The following is a 21449-nucleotide window of genomic DNA, read 5'->3' as shown; positions in this document are numbered from 1 at the left end:
GCCAGCTCTTTTCATATAGCGATACGGCTTAGGACAGCTCGGCCCTGATCTTCTCGGCCAGCTCGCCCAGCACGGCAAAGCCCGGTTCCTCGCGCTGCCAGACCACGGACAGGCCATCGCCCTCGAAGCGCGGCAGCACATGCAGGTGAAAGTGAAACACCGTCTGCCCTGCCGGCGCGCCGTTGGCCTGGAAGATGTTGATGCCGTCGGGATCGAAGGCCTTGTTCACGGCGGCCGCCACACGCTGGGCCGTCTGCATCACGGCGCCGGCTTCCTCGGGCGTCAGCTCCAGCAGATTGACGGCATGGCGCTTGCTGGCCACCAGCACATGGCCGCGCGTGGCCTGGCCGATGTCCATGAAGGCGATGGTCAGATCGTCCTCATAGACCTTGGCCGACGGAATCTCTCCTTTGACGAGCTTGCAGAAAATGCACTCGCCAGGGGGCGAGTGGTCTACAAACATGGGCATGACGCTCTCCTTTTTTATGGTTCAAGCGTCCTATCTTAGAGGCTGAGCGGTTTCAGGCCCGCGTCGCGCGCAGGCAGCCTGGGGTGATCTCGGCCATGGATGTCGCGCCCAGCATGGCCATATTGCGGTCCACCTCGTCACGCAGCAAGGTGATGGCGTGATGAACGCCCTGTGCACCACCAACTGCGGCGGCGTACATGAAGGGGCGGCCCAGAAACACCATGCGCGCGCCCAGGGCCACGGCCTTGAGCACATCGCTGCCGCGGCGAATGCCGCTGTCCATCATCACGGCCGTGCGGTGACCCACGCGGTCCACCACATAGGGCAGCATCTGTAGCGGCGCAACCACGCCATCGAGCTGACGGCCGCCGTGGTTGGAGACCACGATGCCTTGCGCACCGATATCGGCGGCCATCACGGCATCGTCTTCGTTGAGGATGCCCTTGATGATGAGGTTGCCCTTCCAGCGCTGGCGAATGCGCTCGATGTTCTTCCAGTTCAGGTGGTCGCGGCCCGAGGTGTCGCGGATGGCGGTGCCCGAGAGCAAAGGCGCGCCGCGCGTGGCAAAAGAGTTCTCGAAGTGCGGCATGCCGTGGTTGATCAGCGTGCGCAGCATGGTGCCCACCATCCAGCGCGGGCGGGTGATGCCGTCATAGGCCAGGCGCAGCGAGGGGCGCAGCGGCATCGAGAAACCGGTGCGCACATTGTTTTCGCGGTTGGCCCAGACGGGGATGTCCACGGTGATGACCAGGGTGCCGAAGCCTGCGGCTTCGATGCGCTCGATCAGGCCGTCGATGCGCGTGGTGTCGCCGGGCAGGTAGGCCTGAAACCAAGTCGACGGTGCAGCCTTGGCCACTTCTTCCATGGGGATCAGTGAGGTGCCGCTCATGATGGCGGGAATGTGGTTGGCTGCCGCCGTCTGCGCCAGCACCAGATCGCCGCGATAGGCCGATATGGCGCTGATGCCCACGGGGGCCACGCCGAACGGCGAGTCCCAGGTCTGGCCGAACAGCTCGACCTTCTGGTTGCGCTTGGACACGTCCACCATGACCTTGGAGCTGAAGCCGTATTGCTGGAAGCTGTCACGGTTGGCCTGCAGCGAGACACAGTCTTCGGCCGCGCCGGAGACATAGCCAAACAGAGGGCGGGGCAGGTGCTTGCGTGCGGCGGCCTCGAAGTCATGCAGTGACAGGATGTTCTGCAGATGACGGGGAAGCCCTGCGCGTTGGCCGTAGGCGGCTTGCGCTTTGGGGGCGGAGGCTGCGTTTGCAGCAGGGGCTTGTGACGATGCCATGGTAGGGCGCCTCGGGAGCGAAATTCAGGGGTTTAACTGGCTACGCCCCCGCACACTTGCGGTGCTCGGGGGCGTGACAGAAACATCAGGTGTTCAAGGTTTACTGAGCGAATGTACCGCGCTGACGCATCAGCTCTCGGTGCAGTTGCTCGTTACGCTCGAACGGTGCGCGGCCATGCACATAGAAGTAGTTGTTCAGAACCACCAGGTCGCCGGCGGGCAGGCTGACGGTGCGGGTGCCGGGCGAATTTTCCATCGATTCCGACAGATTCTGCAGGTATTCGGCTTCGGCGTCGTTGGCAGGCTGCACGAACTGGTCGATGAAGGAGATGGACAGGCCGAACTCGCCGTGGAAGAACACGGGGCGCTCGACGCGCTCGTTCACGTTCTTGGAGCCCGGAGCCTTGTACAGCAGGGGCCTGGCGCCCAGCGGGTCTTGCACGAAGCGCTGCAGCTCGCTCCAGTCGTCCAGGTGCAGGAAGCGCGACTCGCCGCCCACGGCGTTTTGCTCGTCGAACTTCATCATCAGCAGCCAGTCGGTGGCTTCGGTCACGAAGGTGCCGTCGGTGTGCATGGTGAACAGACGGTAAGCCTGGCGCAGATAGGAGTCGCTGGCGTCGGTGTGCTTGACCAGGAAACGTGCGTAGTACTTGTTGGACATGGAGTCGTGGTTGGCCGGGCCCAGGATGTGGCCGATGGCGGTGCCGAACTTCACGTAGTCGTCGCTATCCTGGCTCACGCCTTCCAGACCCAGCACAAAGCCGCCATGCTTGCGGTCCTTGATGATGTTCACCAGGGTCTCGCCAAAGTCGGCACCCATGTGGGCCTTCAGGCGGCGCGCCAGGTGAAAGCGCATGAAGGGCACGTACTCGAGGTTCTGCACGTCGATATCGCGCACATCGGCCAGGAAGGCGTTCAGGGCTTCGGTGTTCAGCGTCAGTTTCAGCAAACGAGGATGCTCGGGATGAGTGCTGATCTCGTAGGCGGCGGGCTGGATCAGGTGCTGAGGGGTCGTAGCGTTCATGGTGGGTGGGTACTTCAATCAGGAATGGTGTGATTGAACACTTCTTGTTTGATACGATCTATGGGTTTAAATGCATTTTTTGATAAGAAATTCAGATTAAAAACCATGCTCAGCTACCGCCAACTAGAGCACTTCGTCGCCGTGGCCCAGGAGCTGCACTTCTCTCGCGCCGCCGACAAGCTGGGCGTGGCCCAGTCCGCCGTCAGCGTGCAGGTGCAGCAGCTGGAGCAGCAGTTGGGCGTGCGCCTGCTGCAGCGCAACAAGCGCAAGCCCATCACGCTGACCGATGCGGGCGAGCTGCTTTATGACGAAGCCGTGGCTGTGCTGCGCCATATGGAGCGGGCCCAGCAGATCGGGCTGTTGGCGGCCCAGGGCATGAGCGGCCATGTCAAGCTGGGCTACATCTCCTCGTCCGTGACCTCGGGTGTGCTGGCGCGCATGCTCACGCAGTTCCGACCCGGCCATGAGCAGGTGCACATGCAGGTGCTGGCCATGGAGACGCCGCGCCAGCTGCAGGCGCTGCAGCAGGGCGAGATCGATGCCGGTCTGCTGCGGCCGCGCCGTCGCTACCCCGAGGGGGTCAAGGCGGTCATCGTGCACAGCGAGCCCTTCATGGTGGCGCTGGCCGAGAGCCACCCGCTGGCACGCCATGAATCCATCAGCGTGGCCGATCTGCGCGGCCAGACCTTTATTGCGCCGCAGTTCATCAACGAAAGCGAAGGCTTTGCCGAGGTGCTGGCGCGGCTGGCCGAGACGGCCGGGTTTTCGGCTCGCGAAGCCTATCGCGTCAACGACTTCGTCACGGCGACCAGCCTGGCTGCGGCTGGCTACGGCATTGTGGTGCTGCCCGAGTCGAACCGCCTGCTCAATCAGCCGGGCGTGGCCTTCAGGCCGCTGCGCGACTTCAAGGAAAACGTGCACATGGCGCTGGCCTACCGCGAGCGCGAGAACTCGCCTGCGGTGCGCGCCTTTCTGGCCGTGGCCAGAAGCTGCGCCGCGTAGCCACGCGGCTGCGGGAAGGGGTGTTGCAGCTCCGGGTTCAGGCCTTTGAGCTAACTAAAATGATAGCTTCTACCGTTTACTGATGTTGTATTTTGGCTATAGATGGCATTGAAACCAAGGAATGGTAGGCGAAGTAAGCTCTTTTATTGATAGCTAAAGCCCAGGCCTGCGCGCAACCATATAGCCTCTATAAGCGCTGCCGTGTTCCGCAGGCAAGATCGGGCGCGTAAGCTCTGGTGCATGAAAATCTATCGTAGTGCCCTGCTGCGCTTCGCCGATGACGGCCAAGCGGTTTATGACTCCGACGCCTTGCTGGCGATTGCTCCCGATGCCGCGGGTGTGCAGCGTGTGGTGGCTGCGGGCAGTTGGCAGGCGCTGGCCGACCAGTATCTTGAGCGCGAAGGCGTGCAAGTCATTCACCTGCCCGGCAAGCTGCTGGCGCCGGGCTTTGTCGACCTGCACATCCACTACCCGCAGACCGATGTGATCGGTGCGCCGGCCCCGGGCCTGCTGCCCTGGCTGGAGAACTACACCTTCCCGCACGAGTCGCGCTTCCACGATCGCGAATATGCCGATGGCGTGGCCGATTTCTTCATGAACGAGCTGCTGCGCAACGGCGTGACCACGGCGCTGGCCTTTGCGACCTCGCACCCGACATCGGTGGACGCCATCATGACGGCAGCGCAAAAGCGCAGCATGCGCATGATTTCCGGCAAGGTGCTGCAGGACCGCAACAGCCCCGACGGCGTGCGCGACGACACCGAGCAAAGCCTGATCGACACCGAAACATTGATCCAGCGCTGGCATGGCGTGGACCGCCTGGGCTATGCGATCACGCCGCGCTTTGCGCCCACCAGCACCGAAGCGCAGCTGCGTGGTGCGGGCGAGCTGGCCGCCAGGTACGGCGATGTCTGGATCCAGTCCCATGTGGCCGAGAACCTCGACGAGGTTGCCTGGGTCAAGCAGCTCTTCCCCGAGTCACGCAGCTATCTGGCCGTCTACGACGACTTCGGTCTGATGCGCGAGCGCGCCGTCTATGCGCACAGCATCTGGCTCGATGAAACCGACCGCCAGCTCATGCACGACACGCGCTCGGCAGCGGCCATCAGCCCGACCAGCAACCAGTTTCTGGCCAGCGGTTATTTCGACTACCTCAAGGCCGACCAGGCCGGCATGCTCTACGGCCTGGCCAGCGATGTGGGCGGCGGCATGAGCTTTTCGCCGTTTCGCACCATGCAGGCCGCCTATGTGGTGGGGCGCGAGAGCCATGCCAAGCAGGGCCAGAGCCTGTCGCCGCAAAACCTGTGGTGGCAGCACACGGCAGGTGCTGCGCGTGCGCTGGGCCTGCAGGGCGTGATCGGCAATCTACAGCCCGGCTGCGAGGCCGACCTGGTCGTCATCAACCCCGGCTGCACGCCACTGCTGGCGCGCAAGACAGCCCAGGCACGCAATCTGGACGAGCTGCTGTTTGCCATGATCATCCTCGGAGATGACCGCCTGATTGAGCAAACCATTGTTTCTCAAGCAAAATAGCGGTCTTGCGCTTGATTTGTGAGCGCACAACGCTATGAAAAATCAAGCGATACAGGACTTCTAATGAGCATCAAGAGCGACAAATGGATCCGTCAGATGGCGGAGCAGCACGGCATGATCGAGCCTTTCGAGCCTGGCCAGGTGCGCCAGCTCGACGGCAAGAAGATCATCAGCTACGGCACATCGAGCTATGGCTACGACATCCGCTGCGCCCGCGAATTCAAGGTCTTCACCAATATCCACAGCACGGTGGTGGACCCCAAGAATTTTGACGAGAAGAGCTTTGTCGACTTCGAGGGTGACTACTGCATCATCCCGCCCAACAGCTTTGCACTGGCCCGCACGGTCGAGTACTTCCGCATTCCCCGCGACGTGCTGACTGTCTGCCTGGGCAAGAGCACTTATGCGCGCTGCGGCATCATCGTCAATGTGACGCCCTTCGAGCCCGAGTGGGAGGGCTATGTGACGCTGGAGTTCTCCAACACCACGCCTTTGCCGGCCAAGATCTATGCAGGCGAAGGCTGCGCCCAGGTGCTGTTCTTCCAGGGCGACGAGCAATGCGAAGTCAGCTACAAGGACCGCAACGGCAAGTACCAGGGCCAGCATGGCGTGACCCTGCCCAAGGCCTGAGGCCTGTTGCTTCGCCAAAAAAGCCCGCCGCGGATGCAGCGGGCTTTTTGCTTTCCTGGGAGGCTGCCGGGCCGGATCAGGCGGCAGCTGCCTCAAGCGCCGGCCAGTCCAGATTGCAGTGTGCGCCCACGCTGGCATGGCGCTGCAGCGCCGCGTCCACCATCAGGCTGCACAGCGCCAGCTGGTTGCGCAAGGCGGGGTCGGCGCCGCGCCATTGGGCACGCCACAGCACCAGTTGCTTGGCCGCCGCAATCAGGCTGTGGTTGCTGCGCACAATGCCCACGTTGTGCAGCATGAGCTGCTGCAGCGACTGGCGCATCTCCTGCTGGCTTTCAGCGCTCAGGCCCTTGCCGGGCTTGCGCTGCCTGGCTTGAATGGCCGCGGGCTTGTGCAGGGGCTGCTCGGCCATGCGCAGCGCGGCAGACCTGGCCATGACCACGCACTCCAGCAGCGAATTGCTGGCCAGGCGGTTGGCGCCATGCAGGCCGGTGCGGGCCACCTCGCCAATTGCCCACAGCCCGGCCACGGCGGTGCGACCGTCCACATGGGCCTGCACGCCGCCGCAGGCATAGTGGGCACAGGGGGCTACGGGGATGGGCTGGGTGGCAATGTCTATGCCGTGCGCCGCGCACAGTGCCATGACGCCGGGGAAATGCTGCTCCAGCCAGTCGCGGCTGCGGTGTGTGATGTCCAGCAGCACATGGGGCAACTGCTGTGTCCGCATCTCGCCATCAATGGCGCGGGCCACGATGTCGCGCGGTGCCAGCTCGGCTCGCGGGTCGTGGCGCAGCATGAAGCGCTCGCCGGGCCCACCTTGCCGGTCTGGCAGGCATAGCAGGGCTCCTTCGCCGCGCAGCGCTTCCGAGACCAAGCCCACGGACCGTCCGCCCACTTGCAAGGCCGTGGGGTGGAACTGCATGAACTCCAGATCGCGCACGACACAGCCAGCACGCCAGGCCATGGCAATGCCGTCGCCGGTTGCCGTGGCCGGATTGGTGGTGCTGGGGTAGATCTGGCCCATGCCGCCTGTGGCCAGCACGGTATGGCTGGCCAGCATATTGTGCTGCTGGCCATCGGCATTGCGCACGCTGGCGCCCACGCAGCGCTGCTGCACGTCCTGCAGCAGTTCCAGGGCAGTGCAATGCTGCAGCAAGGTGATGTGCTTCAGGCGCCGGCAGGCCTGCAGCAAGGTCTGGTGCACGGCCTGCCCGGTGCGGTCGGCCGCATGCACAATGCGCCGCGCGCTGTGGCCGCCTTCGCGCGTCAGGTGCAGGCGGCCATGGGCATCGGTGCTGAAGGGCACGCCCAGGGCCTGCAGCCAGGCGATAGCCTGGGGGCCTTGCTCCAGGATGCGGCGCACGGCGCTTTCGTCGCAGAGGCCGGCACCGGCGATCAGCGTGTCCTGCACATGGGCTTGCAGGCTGTCGCCGGGGTCCAGCACGGCGGCAACGCCGCCTTGGGCCCAGGCGCTGGCGCATTCGTCGGCACTGCTTTTGCTCAGCACGGTGATGCGCAGTGTGTTGGGCAGGCTGAGTGCCAGCGTCAGGCCGGCCAGTCCGCAGCCGATGATGAGCACATCGCTGCAAGTCTGAGATTGGGGCATGGTGCTTGTCCTCGCTCAGGCCGGACCGAAGTTCTGGAACAGGGCTGCATCGCGCTCCAGCTCGCCGCTTGCGCGTACCGGCTGGCGCTGGGCAGCGGCAAAATCCAGCATGCGCTGTATGGGCCTGCGGGCGGCCAGGCCCAGCGTCGCATCAAGCTCGATGGCACCGCTGCGTTGCAGCAGGGTCCGCTCCACGCCCGGCAGGCTGTTCATGGCCATCCAGGGGCAGAAGGCACAGCTTTTGCAGCTGCCACCCGTGCCAGCCGTCGGGGCAGCCAGAAAGTGCTTGCCCGGATAGCGCTGGCGCATGTCGTGAAGAATGCCCTGGTCGGTGGCGACGATAAAGGTGTCCGTGGGCAGCTTGCCCACAGCGGCAATCAGCTGGGTGGTGGAGCCCACCACATCGGCCAGTGCCGTGACTGCGGCCGGCGATTCGGGGTGAACCAGAATCGCGGCCTCGGGGTGGGCGTTGGCCAGGGCCTGCAGCTCGTCGGCCTTGAATTCGTCGTGGACCACGCAACTGCCCTGCCACAGCAGCATGTCGGCACCGGTCTGTTGCTGGATGTAGCTGCCCAGATGGCGGTCGGGTGCCCAGAGGATTTTCTCGCCGCGTGCGTGCAGGGCGGCCACGATGTCCTGCCCTACCGAAGAGGTGACCACCCAGTCGGCCCGGGCTTTCACGGCAGCGCTGGTGTTGGCATAGACGACCACGGTGCGCTCGGGGTGAGCATCGCAGAACTGGCTGAATTCATCGGCCGGGCAGCCCAGGTCCAGCGAGCAGGTGGCATCGCCGTCGGGCATGAGCACGGTCTTGTCGGGGCTCAGTATCTTGGCGGTCTCGCCCATGAAGCGCACGCCGGCCACGATCAGGGTCTTGGCCGGATGGTTGGCACCAAAGCGCGCCATCTCCAGCGAGTCGCCCACGCAGCCGCCGGTATCGCGTGCCAGATCCTGCAGCGCACCGTCCACATAGTAGTGGGCAACCATGACGGCATTGCGCTCCTTGAGAAGAGCCTTGATGCGCTGGGCCGTTTCGCGTTGCTGCTGTCTGTCCTGCTGCGGCAGCACCCTGGCCCAGGCCTGGCCTGGGCTGCACTGGGCGTTGCTGCCAAGGGCGGGCTGGTCGAATTCCACGGTTTTGATTGACATCGTCTCCATCCTGAGTTGTGCTGTTAAATATTTATACTCAATCTGAGTATTATTAAAACCGCTTTTTTGACGTTTGTCACCTGAGAGACAAATCAGGAGGTCGGCCGCCGCCTTTTGGCGGGGGCGGTGATCAGCAGGGAATTACGAAAAATCGCTGTGACGCTTATCCATCAAAGGATTGATGCTTCTGATAAATGAGCGTGTGGAGGCAGCTCAAACGAGGCAGCCCAGCTGATGCTGGCGCAGGGCCAGGCGGGTGGCGGCCAGATCCCAGCCGCCCCAGCCGCAGGATTTGAAGAGCACAGGCTTCGTGGAGCGCGACCAGTCCTGATGCACCACGGTGGCCAGCGTGGGCAGGGTGTTGACCTCGATGCCGGCCTGCAACAGGTCGCCGGCCTCGTGCGCGGCATCGGCGGTGTCGACGACGATCTGGCCCTGGTGCACAAAGCGCCGGCACAGCTCGGGAGCCAGCTCTACCATTTGCGGCGTGAAGGCGCCGACCGCGCAGACAAAGGCATCGGGTCTTGCCGCCTCATGCAGCACCACGGCCTGCGCGGGCGTGCAGGTCACAATCAGCGGGCAGTGCCGGGCGGCTTCTTCCAGGTCGTCGGCGATGCGCGCATGCAGACCCAGGTCGCGGGCCTGGTCTGCAAGCCGCTGTGCGCTGGCGGTGCTGCGAGAGTGAATCCAGACCTCCTGCGTGCCAAGGCCCTGGGCAAAAGCCTGCAGATGGGCGCTGCCCTGCACGCCAGCGCCGACGATGAGCAGCGGGCCTTGGGGCTTGGGGGCGAGGCGGCGCGCTGCCAGCAGCGATACGGCGGCGGTGCGTCTGGCCGTGACGGTGGGGCCGTCCAGAATCAGCTGGCGCTCTCCGGTGGCGGCGTCAAAGACCACGATATCGCCCTGAATGGTAGGTCTGCCCACCTGGGCATTGCCTGGCGTGAAGCTGATGAGTTTGGTCATGACTACCTGGCCATCGGTGGCCGGCATGCAAAACAGGCAATTGCCCGCAGCCGTCGGCATGACGATGCGTGGTGGAACCGAGACACTGCAACTGTTTTGCAGCTGGCGCAAAAGTGCTTCGATCTCATCGGCCAAGTCGGTCCATGGCAGCAGTGCGGCAGTGGCGCGGGCGTTCAAAGACGCTGTCGAGGGCTGGGTCAGGGCATTCATGGGCAGTCGTATGGGTGGCGGAGGACAAGCCTCTGAGCTTACAGAATTGCAAGCCCGGCCCGATGTTGACCGACAGAATGTCGCAGCACGAACGCTGTTGGTGAAGGCTGCCAGCGCGCACAATAGCCACTGTCTTATCCATCGATTCTGTCGCACACATGTTTGGCTTTTCTCCCCGCTCCGGGCAACGCAAGGACCCTACCTGGACACAAGCGCCTTCCAGCCGTGGTCATGTCGAGCCTGTCTGGCGGGATGGCGGCTCGGCTGCAAGTTATGAGCCGACCCAGCAGCAGGCGGCAGTGCCGCGCAAATCCTCTTCGGCCAAGCTCTGGGCATCAGCCGTCCTGGCGGTGATGGGCCTGCTGGCAGTGGCCTTTCTGTTTCTGAGCATGGTCGATGTGGTGGAGGAGCAGGTAGCCCGCAACCAGCCTCAGTCCACGCCCGGCACGCCGGGCGTGAGCCCGATCTCCACTCCCGTCGGCCGCTGAAAACCAGGCCAAACGTCAACAATGCTGCGTTGCAGCTTGACAGAGGTGGCAAAAGCACAGCTTGATACCTCCATTCGGAGCCGCAGCCCTTAATATCGCCACCCGGCGCAGGCCGCGTGCAACACAGCAAAGGAGTAAGCACCATGAGATGGGAAGGTAACCGCGAGTCGGACAACGTCGAGGATCGCCGTGGAGACGGTGGTGGTGGCGGTGGTTTCCCCATTGGTGGTCGCAGCATAGGCATCGGCACCGTGGTGCTGGCGCTGATAGGCTGGGGCGTGTTCGGCATCAACCCGCTGACCACGATTGGCGTGCTCTCCGGTGGTGGCTCGCCCCAGGTTCAGCAGGCCCCAGCGCATCGCCCGGCCGGCGATGACCAGGGGGCCAAGTTCGTCTCCACGGTGCTGGCCTCGACCGAGGATGTCTGGACCCAGATCTTCCGTGAAGGCGGTGCTCAGTATCAGAACCCCAAGCTGGTTCTGTTCACCGGCGTGACGCGCACGGCCTGCGGCACGGGACAGTCGGCCATGGGGCCGTTCTACTGCCCGGGTGACTACAAGGTCTATCTGGACATGGACTTCTTCAACACCATGAGTCGCCAGCTTGGCGCTCCCGGTGAGTTCGCGCGCGCCTATGTGGTGGCCCACGAGGTCGGCCACCATGTGCAGAACCTGCTCGGCATCTCGGGCAAGGTGGACAGCATGCGGGGCCGTGTCAGCGAGCGCGAGCAAAATGCCATGTCCGTGCGCCTGGAGCTGCAGGCCGACTGCCTGGCCGGCATTTGGGCCAACAAGTCGCAGCAGGCCAAGAGCTGGCTGGAGCAGGGCGATATCGAGTCGGCGATGAATGCCGCACAGCAGATCGGCGACGACAAGCTGCAGCGTGAAGCCACGGGTACGGTGCGTCCCGACAGCTTTACCCACGGCTCCAGCGCCCAGCGTGTGCGCTGGTTCACCCAGGGCTACAAGAGCGGCAGCGTCAAGGCCTGCGACACCTTCGCCGCTCAGTCGCTTTGAGCCACAAGCGGGTCTGAACCAGGCGTGTGCACTGTCACACGCCTTTGTTTTTGGGGCGGCAGAATGTGAAAACCCGGGTTATCCCGATAGATTGCACGGGATATTGGCAAGGCTTGTTTTGCCCGCAAACAGAGGGGGCGAAGGCTTTGCGTCTGCAGAAAATCACAAAGCCAACGCGAAAAACCCACTCGGTGCGACAATAACGCCCTCAATGACAAGCTCTTTCTCCAATCTTCACTTGGCTGAGCCCCTGGCACGCGCAGTGGCCGACATGGGCTATGAGTCCATGACTCCGATTCAGGCGCAGGCCATTCCGGTTGTATTGACCGGCAAGGACGTCATGGGCGCAGCCCAGACCGGCACTGGCAAGACGGCGGCTTTCTCCCTGCCCCTGCTGCAACGCCTGATGCGCCATGAAAACGCTTCCGCGTCGCCTGCCCGCCATCCGGTGCGTGCCCTGGTGCTGCTGCCCACGCGTGAGCTGGCCGATCAGGTGGCACAACAGATTGCCCTGTACGCCAAGCACACCAAGCTGCGCAGCACCGTGGTGTTTGGCGGCATGGATATGAAGCCCCAGACCATCGAGCTGAAAAAAGGCGTCGAGGTACTGGTGGCTACGCCCGGCCGTCTGCTGGACCATATCGAGGCCAAGAATGTGGTGCTCAATCAGGTGGAGTATGTGGTGCTGGACGAGGCCGACCGCATGCTGGATATCGGCTTTCTGCCCGATCTGCAGCGCATCCTCTCCTATCTGCCCAAGAGCCGCACCACGCTGCTGTTCTCGGCCACGTTCTCGCCCGAGATCAAGCGTCTGGCCGGCAGCTATCTGCAGGATCCGGTGACCATCGAGGTGGCTCGTCCCAACGAGACGGCGTCCACGGTGGAGCAGCGCTTCTACAAGGTCACGGATGACGACAAGCGCTATGCGATTCGTTCCGTGCTCAAGGAGCGCGACATTCGCCAGGCCTTCATCTTCTCCAACAGCAAGCTGGGCTGTGCACGCCTGACGCGTGCACTGGAGCGCGACGGTCTGCGTGCAGCCGCGCTGCATGGCGACAAGAGCCAGGACGAGCGCCTGAAGGCACTGGAAGCCTTCAAGGCTGGTGAGGTGGATCTGCTGGTCTGTACCGATGTGGCCGCGCGCGGTCTGGACATCAAGGATGTGCCCGCAGTCTTCAACTACGACGTGCCTTTCAATGCGGAAGACTATGTGCACCGCATCGGCCGTACCGGCCGAGCCGGCGCATCTGGCCTGGCCGTGACCTTGGTGACCGATCATGACAGCCGCAATGTGGCCGATATTGAAAAGCTGATCAAGAAGAAGATCGACGTCGAACCTGCTCCCATGCTGGATTTCCGTCCCCCACGCCGCAGCCGCAGCGATGAGGAATATCGTCCACGTCGCGAACGTGAGTTCGATGCAGCGCCCCGTGGCGGCTATGCGCATCGTCCTTCGCGCATGGCCCCGCGCCCTGCCAACGTCGACCCCTTCTTTGACAAGCCCTATGAGGCCAGCAGCGTGGCCGAGACCGCATCCTGGGACAGCAAGCATGTCGCTCCGGTCAAGAGCGCGAGCATGAAGCCCAAGCGCAAGGTCGCTGCCTTGTTCAGAGCGCCTGTCGTGGCCTCCTGAGCACTGGGTGATCGCCCCAGGAAAACGCCTGCCGGATGCAGGCGTTTTTCTTTGGTCTATCCCTTGGCGCCAGGCACCTGAGCCTGCGGGCACTGCAGCTGTATCAGCTCTCGCTCGTCCATGCGCTCTCCGATTCTCATCATGCTGAGGCAGCCGCCCCAGACGCAGCCGGTGTCCATGGCCATCAGATCGGGCCGGTTGATATGGCCCAGCGTGGACCAGTGACCAAAAGCCATGGGCGTATCGGCAGTGAGCCGGCCCGGTACATCGAACCAGGGCATCAGCCCTTCGGGCGCCTGATCGGCAGATTCCGCACTCTCAAAGTCCATGACGCCCTCGGCACTGCAAAAACGCAGACGGGTAAAGGCGTTGACAATGCAGCGCACTCTGTCATCGCCTTGCAGGTTGGCGGACCAGCGATCTGGCTGGTTACCGTACATATTTTGCAAAAAGCGCGCATGGTCGGCATGCTGGAGCACGGCCTGAACTTCGGCGCTCAAGGTCATGGCATCGTGCAAGCTCCATTGAGGAAGCACGCCTGCATGCACCATGAGCAGTTTTTCTCCCAGTGCATTGGTGTGCAGTCGGGCCAGAGGCTGCTGGCGCAGCCAGTGCAGCAGGGCATCGCAATCGGGTGCACTCAGAACCTGGGCCAGAGTGTCGCGTTTGCTTTGACGGCGAAGGCCCCGGGCTGCAGCCAGCAGGTGCAGGTCGTGATTGCCGAGCAAAGGGCGCATGGCATCGCCGGCCTGCATGCAGCGGCGCAATACCTCGGCGGATTTTGGGCCGCGATTGACAAGGTCGCCGAGCACGTAAAGTGTGTCCCGACTTGCGGAGAAATCCACGGTTTGCAATAAGCGCTCGAAGGCGTCATCGCAGCCCTGGATGTCTCCGATACAGTAAAGTGCCATGGTCTTCTTTCTGATGGACTAGTCAGGGATTTTCTGCTGTTTGCATTGCTGACACTGCTCAGTGGGGTGTTTGTAATGTCGAAATTGGCATTGGCCTTGCGGCTGCAGGGCAAGATTGCCGGCTTTGGCAAAGCACGTGAGCAAGGACGCCCAAGCGGTGCTGGAGTTGCTTGCGAGTCCACGCAGTTTCTGTCTTCCGTGCAGCTTGGATTACCTCCAGCGGGCGCTCAGCTGTATTTGGGTGGGGTTGCGAGCAGCGATGGATTGTCCGTTTGCTCGATATCTCCGGGAATATCGGAAAAGATAGCAACCATTTCGGCAGCGACTATCGTCGTAATTGCTATTGCATTTATAACGATTATCTTTGGAGAGCTTGCTCAAAGCGTATCGGCCAGCTCTATCCAGAGCTGGTTTCGGCATGGCAAGGCGCTCCATGGCCCGGGTTGCGTCTATCGCAAAGTCCTTTGTGAGTTTGTTGTCATTTTCAACGCATGTCATATTGACTTTGCTGCGGATTAGTGATTTTTCCTGCGCTGCAATGACCGAGGAAGAAGTTGCAGCTGGTTTGGAGCAGGGGCGTCAGGTCGGTTTGATGGGGGTGCATGAACATCAGGCGGCATAAAGGTATTTCATTTAGACGATATTTTTTTGACGTATTTGATGCTTTTTGTGCCGATATGTATTGCCTGGAAGGCGAAATGGCGATGCCTCGGGTTTTGCGGGCCTGTGCCTGGCTGTTGCCCGGATGAAGAGATGGGAAGACATTCCTGGCTCCTGCATGCCGCGGCTGGCTGGACGAGATGCAGGGCATCATCGGCGCGCCCAAGAGGCAGGTGGTCGGTGAGAAATCACAAGACCTTCTGAGAGAGCAGGCGCTGGCTTTGGAATTTTTCCTGAGACTTCGTGCGAGATGAGATGACTGGATCAGCTGCGTGCCAAAACAGGGGGGGTGGTGTTTGTCGTCGAGGAATATGGGGCGCAGCAGAGCATCACGACACCGCGTGAATGGCACTAAGTCAGTGCCAGAGAGCTTTGCTTCTTGGACGAGGCTGAGGCCTGGTCAACTCGCAAAGAAGATGGATTCTGACTGCTCAAGGCTCTGGAGCCTATTCGGAATTGAAGGCCGGGCTGGCTATTTGAGTATTGCCAGACGAAGGCCGGGGAGCACCATAACGCGCCGGCCGGTTTACTCCTCGCCAAAGTAGCCATGTGCCCGTTCTGGGCGAGAAGGTCTTGTGTGGCGGCTGGATATTTGAGGCGATTGATTTGGATGAAGGCGTATCGACAAGATATTGGCAGCTCCGGAGGCAGAATAGCTATTTATTAACACGTAGTTGCATTTTATAAATATTCTGAATTGTGGTTTTTGCTTACTCGGAAAATCATGAATTTGAAATTCCAGCATTTATAATGAAATCACTTTAATCAACCAAGAAGCGCAAATCATGAGCACTTACAAGGAACTCCTGAAGCAGAGAGAAGAGCTGGAACAGCAAATCAACGAAGCCCGTTCGCGTGAACTGGCCGACGCTGTGAGCAAGGTTCGCGGCCTGATTGCCGAGTACGGCCTGACTGCTGAAGATGTCTTCCCTCCCGCTCGCGCGCGCTCTTCCGCCAATGCGGGCGCCAAGGTGGCTCCCAAGTATCGTGATCCTGCTACGGGTCAGACTTGGACCGGCCGCGGCAAGCCGCCAAAGTGGATTGCAGACCAGGATCGCGAAAAGTTCGCCATTTGATCTGCTGTTTGCGCACGTTGAAAGAGCCCGCCTTGGCGGGCTTTTTTCATGACAGCAAGGTTTGCGGCAGCGCAAACCAGAGTTCTCTTCGATGCAGGTGACTAAGCGGCACAATAAGAGTCCATGAACAAGCAGGTGTTGATTGCGGGTGGTGGTATTGGCGGTCTGGCAGCCGCCATTGCGGCGGTGCGTGCTGATTGGGATGTGCGCCTGTTCGAGCGTGCCACGCAGTTTTCGGAAGTCGGAGCCGGCATTCAACTGGGACCCAATGTGGTGCGCCGCCTTCAGGCATGGGGGCTGCAGCGATCGTTGCAGCAGGTCGTGGCCTGCCCTTCGGCCTTGCGAGCCTGCAGTGCCGTGACGGGGCAAGAGCTGGGGAGACTGCCCTTGGGCGCAGATATGGTGCAGCGCTATGGAGCCAGCTATCTCACCATTCATCGCGCCGACCTGCACCAGATTCTGCTGGAGGCATTGCAGGTTCTGCCGGAGGCTCACCTCAACCTCAACCAGTTCGTCAGCAGCTATAGCCAGCAGGACGGTGTGGTCACCATTCGTACCAGTACCGGCAAGCTCATCGAGGGCGATGCCCTGATCGGCGCTGATGGCGTGCGCAGCGCCGTGCGTGCACAGATGTTGGGCGATGGCCCGCCGCGTGTGACCGGGCAGCTGGCCTATCGGGCCATGGTGCATCAGGCAAATCTGCCCAAGCGCTTGCGCACCAACGAGGTCACGGCCTGGCTGGGGCCGCAATTGCATGCCATTCAGTATCCCGTGCGCCGGGGCGAGCTGCAAAATCTTGTGGTCATAGTGCAGGGGCCTGCGCCAGAGGATCTCGACCACTGGGACCATTCTGCCAATCTGCCCGACCTGCTCCAGCATCTTCAGGGCGCATGCGGTTACCTGCAGGATCTGGTTCAACACGTTCCCGATGTGGGCGGTGAATGGCGTTTGTGGCCGGTGGCCGACCGGCAGCCGGTGTCCTCAGAGACTCAGATGGCGCAAGGCCTTGTGGCCCTGCTGGGCGATGCAGCCCATCCCATGCGCCCCTATCTGGCGCAGGGTGCGGGCATGGCCATCGAGGATGCGGCCGAGCTGCAAAGTGCTTTGTCCATGCATGATCTGGATGTCAGTCTGCGGCTGCGCCGCTATGCGCTGAACCGCTGGCAGCGCAATGCCAAGGTGCAGGAGCGCTCGCTGCGCAATGGCCGGATCTTCCATGCGACAGGGCCTATCCGTTGGGGGCGCGACCTGTCGTTGCGCGCTCTGGGCGGGCGCATCATGGATGTGCCCTGGCTCTATGAGGGCGCGCTTTAGCGACAGCTCACCATAACCGGGATGGCTCTCGCGCCGGCGCCTGCCTGGCAGGTGGATTGCTTCAGTGGCTGGCCTTGAGCAGCAGCGGTGAAGGCTTGATGAGCTGGTAGGCCAGCACACCGCTGCCCAGCATGGCGGCAATCATCAGCATCACTGCCTGATAGATGTCGGCATTCTGGCGTTCCGCAACGCCTGCAACCAGGCCGGAGAGCCACTGCATGAGCGCGGCTCCGAGAAACATGGCCATGGTGAAGATGGACAGCGCGCGTCCCGTCGTGGCCGGTGGGTAGGAGGAGCGCACATCGGCATAGATCAGCGTGCCGTAGCCTGAAAGCACACTCATGACCAGCAGCAGCAGCACGCTGCCTACGGATTGATGGACCAGGGCCAGTGCTACAAAAACGGCGGCCATGAGCAGCGCAAAGCGTGCAATGCGCTGGCGGCGCCTGGCCGGACCGGGGTCCAGCCGGCCGAACATGGAAGGCACAAACAGCGAAATGACGGAGCAGGCCAGTGCCACATTGCCGGTCGTGACCAATGAAAACTGGTAGCGATCCATCAGCATGGGACTGAGCCAGAGGCCGCGCACGGTGAGAAACGAGGCATAGCTGACCATGCCCAGCAGCACAATGCCCCAGGTATGGGGCAGCAGCAGCAGGCTGCCAAAACCTTGCAGTGCCTGCATGAAGCCAGGCTTGGGCTGGGAGTCGCCGGGCAGCTCGGGCTCGTGCACCTTGAAGAAAATCAGCAGCCAGGACAGCACACTCAGCACCGCCAGCAGCGCAAAGCCGGCACGCCAGCCCATATGCTGCACCAGCCAGGCCATGGGCGTGCCGGTAAACAGCAGGCCCAGCCCGCCCAGGCCAAGGCCTATGCCCGAGAGGTAGGCAAATTTATCGGCCGGAAAGTGGCGTGCGATAAACATGGTGCTGGCCAGAAAGGCGGGCGAGCAGCCCACGCCGATCAGCAGCTGGCCCAGCATCAGCCAGGAATAGCTGGGTGCCAGTGCGGACAGCGCAGCCCCCGCAATCGACAGGGGAAAGGCCAGCAGCACGGTGCGACGCAGGCCGTAGATATCCATGCCTATGCCCATGAGCAGCTGGGCCACGCCGAAGGACAGTGCAAACAGCCCGGCAAACGAGCCAAGCGATTGCGCGGACAGGCCGAAGTCCGTGCGCAGACCGTCGGCGATGATGGAGGTGATGGTTCTGAAGGCCTGGCTCAGTGCAAAGCCCGTGAGCAGGCAGACCAGCATGGCCCAGGCGGAGGAGTCTGGCTTGGGGCCGGCGTTCGGCGCAGCCTTGGCGGCGCTGTGATCGGAAGACATGGGCAGTTTGTTGCGATGTTAGGTTTTGCACGGAGCCTAAATAATTCAGGCTGCCCGCGCTGTCACGAAAGAGCAGCAGGGGCAGCCTGAATGGCGATGGCCTTGATGGCCGGCCTACAGCTCGGTGCGCAGGCTCCAGATCTCGGGGAACAGCACCACGTCCAGCATCTTCTTGAGGTAGCTCACGCCTCCGGTGCCGCCTGTGCCGCGCTTGAAGCCGATGACGCGCTCCACCGTGGTCAGGTGGCGGAAGCGCCAGAGGCGGAAGGCATCCTCGATATCGGCCAGCTTTTCTCCCAGCTGGTACAGATCCCAGTGCTTGTGCGGATCGCGGTAGACGGTGATCCAGGCCTGTTTCACACCCTCGCTGGCCTCATAGGGCTGGGTCCAGTCGCGCTGCAGGCGGTCGGCAGGCACATCCAGGCCTTCGCGCGCCAGCAACTGCAGGGCCACGTCGTACAGCGAGGGCGATTCGTAGGCGGCCTGCACCTGGGCCAGCAGATCGGTGCGGTGGGCGTGGGGCTGGAGCATGGCCGCGTTCTTGTTGCCCAGCGAAAACTCGATGCAGCGGTACTGATAGCTCTGGAAGCCGCTGGAGTTGGCCAGATAGGGGCGCATGGCCGTGTATTCGGGCGGCGTCATGGTGGACAGCACGGTCCAGGCGCTGACCAGCTGCTCCATGATGCGCGAGACGCGCGCCAGCATCTTGAAGGCATCGGGCTTGGTCTCGCCCGATGCATTGGCAATGGCTGCCGTAGCCGCGCGCACCTCGTGCAGCATCAGCTTCATCCACAGCTCGCTGGTCTGGTGCTGCACGATGAACAGCATCTCGTCATGCGCGGGCGACAGCGGATGCTGGGCCGTGAGAATCTGGTCCAGATGTAGATAGTCGCCATAACTCATGTCACGGCTGAAGTCGAGCTGGGCTTTCTCGTCGCGGACGATGGCTGCGCCGCCATGCAGGGGGCAACCGGAGGATTCATTCGTCATGGTCAAATCATCTTTGATAGGTCAGTGCGCGCAGCGTAACCGAATCCGGGCACACAAAGCCTGCAAGAACGTGGATGCAAGCTGCCATAGCTTTGCGTAAAGTCGGGCCAGTCACAGACCAGTGACAGAAAACGCACTTAGCCGAGATTCACGCCATGCCCAGTCCTCTGCCTTCCACCGCCGCTGCAAATTCGCAAACAGATGAGCGCATGATCCAGTGCTGCCGCTGGCTGGAGAGCGAAGAGCCCATGCCCGCGCTGGAGGAGCTGGCGCAGCGCCTCGGGCTCAGTCCCTGGCAGTTGCACCGCAACTTCAAACGCGCCACGGGGCTCACGCCCAAGGCCTATGCCAAGGCCCATCGCGGCAGGCATGTGCGTGCCGCGCTGGCGCAGGAGGCCAGCGAGTCGGTCACCGATGCGGCCTATCTGAGCGGCTATGAAGCCAGCAGCAGCTTCTACAAGGACGCACCGGCCATGCTGGGCATGGCGCCGCACTCCTATCGCAGGCGCGGCCAGGACCAGCGCATCCGCTTTGCCCTGGCTGAATGCTCGTTGGGCAGCCTGCTGGTGGCCAGCACCGACAAGGGCGTGTGCTGCGTGCTGCTGGGCGATGATCCCCATGCGCTGGTGGACGATCTGCAGCAGCGTTTTGCGGCGGCGCAACTGATCGGGGCCGACGCCCAGTATGAACAGACCGTGGCCCAGGTGGTGGCCCTGATGGAGCAGCCCCGCCTGGGGCTGGCCCTGCCGCTGGATATTCAGGGCACGGCATTTCAGCAGCGCGTGTGGCAGGCGCTGCAGAGCATTCCGGCCGGCCAGACCGTCAGCTACAGCGAACTGGCCCGGCAACTGGGCCAGCCCAGCGCCACGCGGGCCGTGGCCAGCGCGGTGGCTGCCAACCCGATTGCAGTGGCCGTGCCCTGTCACCGTGTGCTGCGCAATGACGGCAGCATCTCGGGCTATCGCTGGGGCGTGGAGCGCAAGCGTGCGCTGCTGCTGCGCGAGGCCCAGCAGGCCCAACGCAAGCTCTCTTAAAGAGAGCTGTCATCGCATGCTCCTCAATGATTTTGAATATATATCTATCTGAAATCTTTGATTGATATGCGATAGAAGCTATGAATTTAATGAATGAAGCACAGGCGCGCCACGGCGCTGCCCCCTGTGATAGAAAACCGCATGCTGCTTGAAGTCTCCCTTGCCCTGCCCGCGCGTTACCGTTTCGACGAATTCGTGCATTTCCATGATCGCGACGAGCAGCAACTGGCCGAGCGAGTCGATGCCGGTGCTAGCAGCCTGCACAAGGCCATCATGTGGAAGAGCAGTCCCGCCTTGCTGCAGCTGCAATGGCAGACCGGACAGGTGCAGGCCAGCTTGCATGCGCCGCAGGCAGAGCCGGCCGCGGCAGACCGGGCCGCGCTGCAGGCCATGGTGAAACGCATGCTGGGGCTGATCTACGCGCCCGGCCAGCTGGAGCTGGCGCATGGCGATCACCGCGAGCTGGGAGCGCTGCTTTCGCGCCAGGCCGGCCTGCATGTGCCCGGCTCGCCCACGCCCTTCGAGGCGCTGACCTGGGCCATCACCGGCCAGCAGATCACGGTGGCCGTGGCCGTTTCGCTGCGGCGCAAGCTGATAGCGCTGGCGGGCGAGCCGCTGGCGCAAGGCGGGGACATGCCGGCCCTGCGCGCCTATCCCGATGCACAGCGCGTGGCGGCCTTGGGGCTGGATGCGCTGCGCGGCGCGGGCTTTTCCCAGGCCAAGGCCCAGACCCTGCTGGCCGTGGCCCAGGCCGTTGCCGAGGGGCGCCTGCCGCTGGACGACTGGGCCGCCCGCAGCGCCGCCGGCTGCTGGGCTGAGGAGGATGTGGCCGCTGCCTCTGCGCAATTGCTGGCTCTCAAGGGCATAGGGCCGTGGACGGTGAACTACACCTTGCTGCGCGGCTATGGCTGGCCCGACGGCAGCCTGCACGGCGATGTGGCGGTGCGCCGGGCCATCGGTCTGCTCACGGGCAGCGACAAGCCCGATGCTCGTGTCGCCAGCGACTGGCTGGAGCAGTTCAGGCCCTGGCGCGCGCTGGTGGCCGCGCACCTGTGGGCCTCGCTGGCCGACAGCGCCTACTGAGAGGCGACAGGCGACAGGCGACAGGCGACAGGCGGCAGGC

The 21449-nt window shown here is 62.8% G+C and carries 20 protein-coding genes; 11 read left to right on the top strand and 9 right to left on the bottom strand.

Features of this window, described 5'->3' with window-relative positions; genetic code table 11:
• Positions 1-28: 28 nt before the first annotated feature.
• From P353_RS14255 to glaH, 3 genes are all read right to left on the bottom strand, one after another.
• A complete protein-coding gene (locus tag P353_RS14255) occupies positions 29-469 on the bottom strand; it encodes an HIT family protein (protein WP_034370498.1) in 441 nt (146 codons plus the stop codon).
• A gap of 52 nt (positions 470-521) precedes the next feature.
• Complete coding sequence (locus P353_RS14250) at positions 522-1763, bottom strand: alpha-hydroxy acid oxidase (protein WP_034370494.1); 1242 nt, start codon at positions 1761-1763, stop codon at positions 522-524.
• 100 nt (positions 1764-1863) lie between these two features.
• Entirely contained in the window at positions 1864-2787 is a 924-nt protein-coding gene (glaH, locus tag P353_RS14245; RefSeq protein ID WP_034370491.1) for a glutarate dioxygenase GlaH, read from the bottom strand.
• 105 nt (positions 2788-2892) lie between these two features.
• On the opposite strand from glaH, the gene P353_RS14240 reads away from it, so the two are divergent.
• From P353_RS14240 to dcd, 3 genes are all read left to right on the top strand, one after another.
• Positions 2893-3789: a LysR family transcriptional regulator gene (locus tag P353_RS14240; protein WP_034370488.1), complete on the top strand. Its 897-nt coding sequence runs from the start codon at positions 2893-2895 to the stop codon at positions 3787-3789.
• A gap of 240 nt (positions 3790-4029) precedes the next feature.
• Complete coding sequence (gene guaD / locus P353_RS14235) at positions 4030-5322, top strand: guanine deaminase (protein WP_034370485.1); 1293 nt, start codon at positions 4030-4032, stop codon at positions 5320-5322.
• Positions 5323-5385: 63 nt separating this feature from the next.
• Positions 5386-5952: a dCTP deaminase gene (dcd, locus tag P353_RS14230; RefSeq protein ID WP_034370483.1), complete on the top strand. Its 567-nt coding sequence runs from the start codon at positions 5386-5388 to the stop codon at positions 5950-5952.
• A 76-nt stretch (positions 5953-6028) separates the two neighbouring features.
• On the opposite strand, the gene nadB is transcribed toward dcd, so the two are convergent.
• The 3 genes from nadB to P353_RS14215 all read right to left on the bottom strand — a co-directional run bounded on the left by nadB (position 6029) and on the right by P353_RS14215 (position 9877).
• Entirely contained in the window at positions 6029-7555 is a 1527-nt protein-coding gene (nadB, locus tag P353_RS14225; RefSeq protein WP_034370480.1) for an L-aspartate oxidase, read from the bottom strand.
• A 15-nt stretch (positions 7556-7570) separates the two neighbouring features.
• Entirely contained in the window at positions 7571-8704 is a 1134-nt protein-coding gene (gene nadA, locus P353_RS14220) for a quinolinate synthase NadA (protein ID WP_034370595.1), read from the bottom strand.
• A gap of 213 nt (positions 8705-8917) precedes the next feature.
• On the bottom strand, positions 8918-9877 hold the full coding sequence (locus tag P353_RS14215; protein WP_034370477.1) for a delta(1)-pyrroline-2-carboxylate reductase family protein: 960 nt from the start codon (positions 9875-9877) through the stop codon (positions 8918-8920).
• A gap of 158 nt (positions 9878-10035) precedes the next feature.
• Between P353_RS14215 and P353_RS14210 the strand changes: the two genes are divergently transcribed.
• The 3 genes from P353_RS14210 to P353_RS14200 all read left to right on the top strand — a co-directional run bounded on the left by P353_RS14210 (position 10036) and on the right by P353_RS14200 (position 13014).
• Positions 10036-10365, top strand: coding sequence for a hypothetical protein (locus tag P353_RS14210; RefSeq protein WP_034370474.1), 330 nt, complete (start codon positions 10036-10038; stop codon positions 10363-10365).
• A gap of 143 nt (positions 10366-10508) precedes the next feature.
• Positions 10509-11381, top strand: coding sequence for a neutral zinc metallopeptidase (locus P353_RS14205; protein WP_034370471.1), 873 nt, complete (start codon positions 10509-10511; stop codon positions 11379-11381).
• A 211-nt stretch (positions 11382-11592) separates the two neighbouring features.
• Entirely contained in the window at positions 11593-13014 is a 1422-nt protein-coding gene (locus tag P353_RS14200; protein WP_034370468.1) for a DEAD/DEAH box helicase, read from the top strand.
• 56 nt (positions 13015-13070) lie between these two features.
• On the opposite strand, the gene P353_RS14195 is transcribed toward P353_RS14200, so the two are convergent.
• Positions 13071-13925 carry a symmetrical bis(5'-nucleosyl)-tetraphosphatase gene (locus P353_RS14195; RefSeq protein WP_034370465.1) on the bottom strand — a complete coding sequence of 285 codons (855 nt, stop codon included), beginning with the start codon at positions 13923-13925 and terminating at the stop codon, positions 13071-13073.
• Positions 13926-14000: 75 nt separating this feature from the next.
• Here P353_RS14195 and P353_RS29230 point away from each other — a divergent pair, with 75 nt between their 5' ends.
• The 3 genes from P353_RS29230 (at position 14001) to P353_RS14180 (ending at position 16975) form a co-directional block, all read left to right on the top strand.
• Positions 14001-14444, top strand: coding sequence for a hypothetical protein (locus P353_RS29230; protein ID WP_157839595.1), 444 nt, complete (start codon positions 14001-14003; stop codon positions 14442-14444).
• Positions 14445-15370: 926 nt separating this feature from the next.
• A complete protein-coding gene (locus P353_RS14185) occupies positions 15371-15661 on the top strand; it encodes an H-NS family nucleoid-associated regulatory protein (protein ID WP_003078576.1) in 291 nt (96 codons plus the stop codon).
• A 123-nt stretch (positions 15662-15784) separates the two neighbouring features.
• Positions 15785-16975: an FAD-dependent monooxygenase gene (locus P353_RS14180; RefSeq protein WP_034370459.1), complete on the top strand. Its 1191-nt coding sequence runs from the start codon at positions 15785-15787 to the stop codon at positions 16973-16975.
• Positions 16976-17036: 61 nt separating this feature from the next.
• Here the strand turns inward: P353_RS14180 and P353_RS14175 are convergent, their stop codons facing one another.
• Together P353_RS14175 and kynA are read right to left on the bottom strand one after the other, a co-directional pair.
• On the bottom strand, positions 17037-18302 hold the full coding sequence (locus tag P353_RS14175; protein WP_034370456.1) for an MFS transporter: 1266 nt from the start codon (positions 18300-18302) through the stop codon (positions 17037-17039).
• Positions 18303-18416: 114 nt separating this feature from the next.
• Positions 18417-19292 (bottom strand): tryptophan 2,3-dioxygenase, encoded by an 876-nt coding sequence (kynA, locus tag P353_RS14170; protein WP_034370592.1) that lies wholly within the window; start codon positions 19290-19292, stop codon positions 18417-18419.
• Between the two features lie 155 nt (positions 19293-19447).
• On the opposite strand from kynA, the gene ada reads away from it, so the two are divergent.
• Complete coding sequence (gene ada / locus P353_RS14165; RefSeq protein WP_080750540.1) at positions 19448-20326, top strand: bifunctional DNA-binding transcriptional regulator/O6-methylguanine-DNA methyltransferase Ada; 879 nt, start codon at positions 19448-19450, stop codon at positions 20324-20326.
• Positions 20327-20419: 93 nt separating this feature from the next.
• Positions 20420-21409, top strand: a complete 990-nt coding sequence (locus P353_RS14160) for a DNA-3-methyladenine glycosylase family protein (RefSeq protein WP_034370453.1) — start codon at positions 20420-20422, stop codon at positions 21407-21409.
• Positions 21410-21449 lie beyond the last annotated feature (40 nt).

Origin of the sequence: Comamonas testosteroni (assembly GCF_000761245.1) — a bacterium.
In the GTDB taxonomy this organism is placed as follows: domain Bacteria; phylum Pseudomonadota; class Gammaproteobacteria; order Burkholderiales; family Burkholderiaceae_C; genus Comamonas; species Comamonas testosteroni_C.
This window is presented reverse-complemented; position numbering and strand designations above follow the sequence as displayed.

Bases quoted from the DNA above. Each gene is read 5' to 3' on its own strand.
- P353_RS14215 (WP_034370477.1), bottom strand. From the start codon at position 9,877: ATGAATGCCCTGACCCAGCCCTCGACAGCGTCTTTGAACGCCCGCGCC.
- nadA (WP_034370595.1), bottom strand. From the start codon at position 8,704: ATGTCAATCAAAACCGTGGAATTCGACCAGCCCGCCCTTGGCAGCAAC.
- P353_RS14160 (WP_034370453.1), top strand. From the start codon at position 20,420: ATGAAGCACAGGCGCGCCACGGCGCTGCCCCCTGTGATAGAAAACCGC.
- P353_RS14255 (WP_034370498.1), bottom strand. From the start codon at position 469: ATGCCCATGTTTGTAGACCACTCGCCCCCTGGCGAGTGCATTTTCTGC.
- P353_RS14180 (WP_034370459.1), top strand. From the start codon at position 15,785: ATGAACAAGCAGGTGTTGATTGCGGGTGGTGGTATTGGCGGTCTGGCA.
- glaH (WP_034370491.1), bottom strand. From the start codon at position 2,787: ATGAACGCTACGACCCCTCAGCACCTGATCCAGCCCGCCGCCTACGAG.
- P353_RS14195 (WP_034370465.1), bottom strand. From the start codon at position 13,925: ATGGCACTTTACTGTATCGGAGACATCCAGGGCTGCGATGACGCCTTC.
- nadB (WP_034370480.1), bottom strand. From the start codon at position 7,555: ATGCCCCAATCTCAGACTTGCAGCGATGTGCTCATCATCGGCTGCGGA.
- P353_RS14210 (WP_034370474.1), top strand. From the start codon at position 10,036: ATGTTTGGCTTTTCTCCCCGCTCCGGGCAACGCAAGGACCCTACCTGG.
- ada (WP_080750540.1), top strand. From the start codon at position 19,448: ATGCCCAGTCCTCTGCCTTCCACCGCCGCTGCAAATTCGCAAACAGAT.
- guaD (WP_034370485.1), top strand. From the start codon at position 4,030: ATGAAAATCTATCGTAGTGCCCTGCTGCGCTTCGCCGATGACGGCCAA.
- dcd (WP_034370483.1), top strand. From the start codon at position 5,386: ATGAGCATCAAGAGCGACAAATGGATCCGTCAGATGGCGGAGCAGCAC.
- P353_RS14205 (WP_034370471.1), top strand. From the start codon at position 10,509: ATGAGATGGGAAGGTAACCGCGAGTCGGACAACGTCGAGGATCGCCGT.
- kynA (WP_034370592.1), bottom strand. From the start codon at position 19,292: ATGACGAATGAATCCTCCGGTTGCCCCCTGCATGGCGGCGCAGCCATC.
- P353_RS14250 (WP_034370494.1), bottom strand. From the start codon at position 1,763: ATGGCATCGTCACAAGCCCCTGCTGCAAACGCAGCCTCCGCCCCCAAA.
- P353_RS14175 (WP_034370456.1), bottom strand. From the start codon at position 18,302: ATGTCTTCCGATCACAGCGCCGCCAAGGCTGCGCCGAACGCCGGCCCC.
- P353_RS14185 (WP_003078576.1), top strand. From the start codon at position 15,371: ATGAGCACTTACAAGGAACTCCTGAAGCAGAGAGAAGAGCTGGAACAG.
- P353_RS14240 (WP_034370488.1), top strand. From the start codon at position 2,893: ATGCTCAGCTACCGCCAACTAGAGCACTTCGTCGCCGTGGCCCAGGAG.
- P353_RS14200 (WP_034370468.1), top strand. From the start codon at position 11,593: ATGACAAGCTCTTTCTCCAATCTTCACTTGGCTGAGCCCCTGGCACGC.
- P353_RS29230 (WP_157839595.1), top strand. From the start codon at position 14,001: ATGTCGAAATTGGCATTGGCCTTGCGGCTGCAGGGCAAGATTGCCGGC.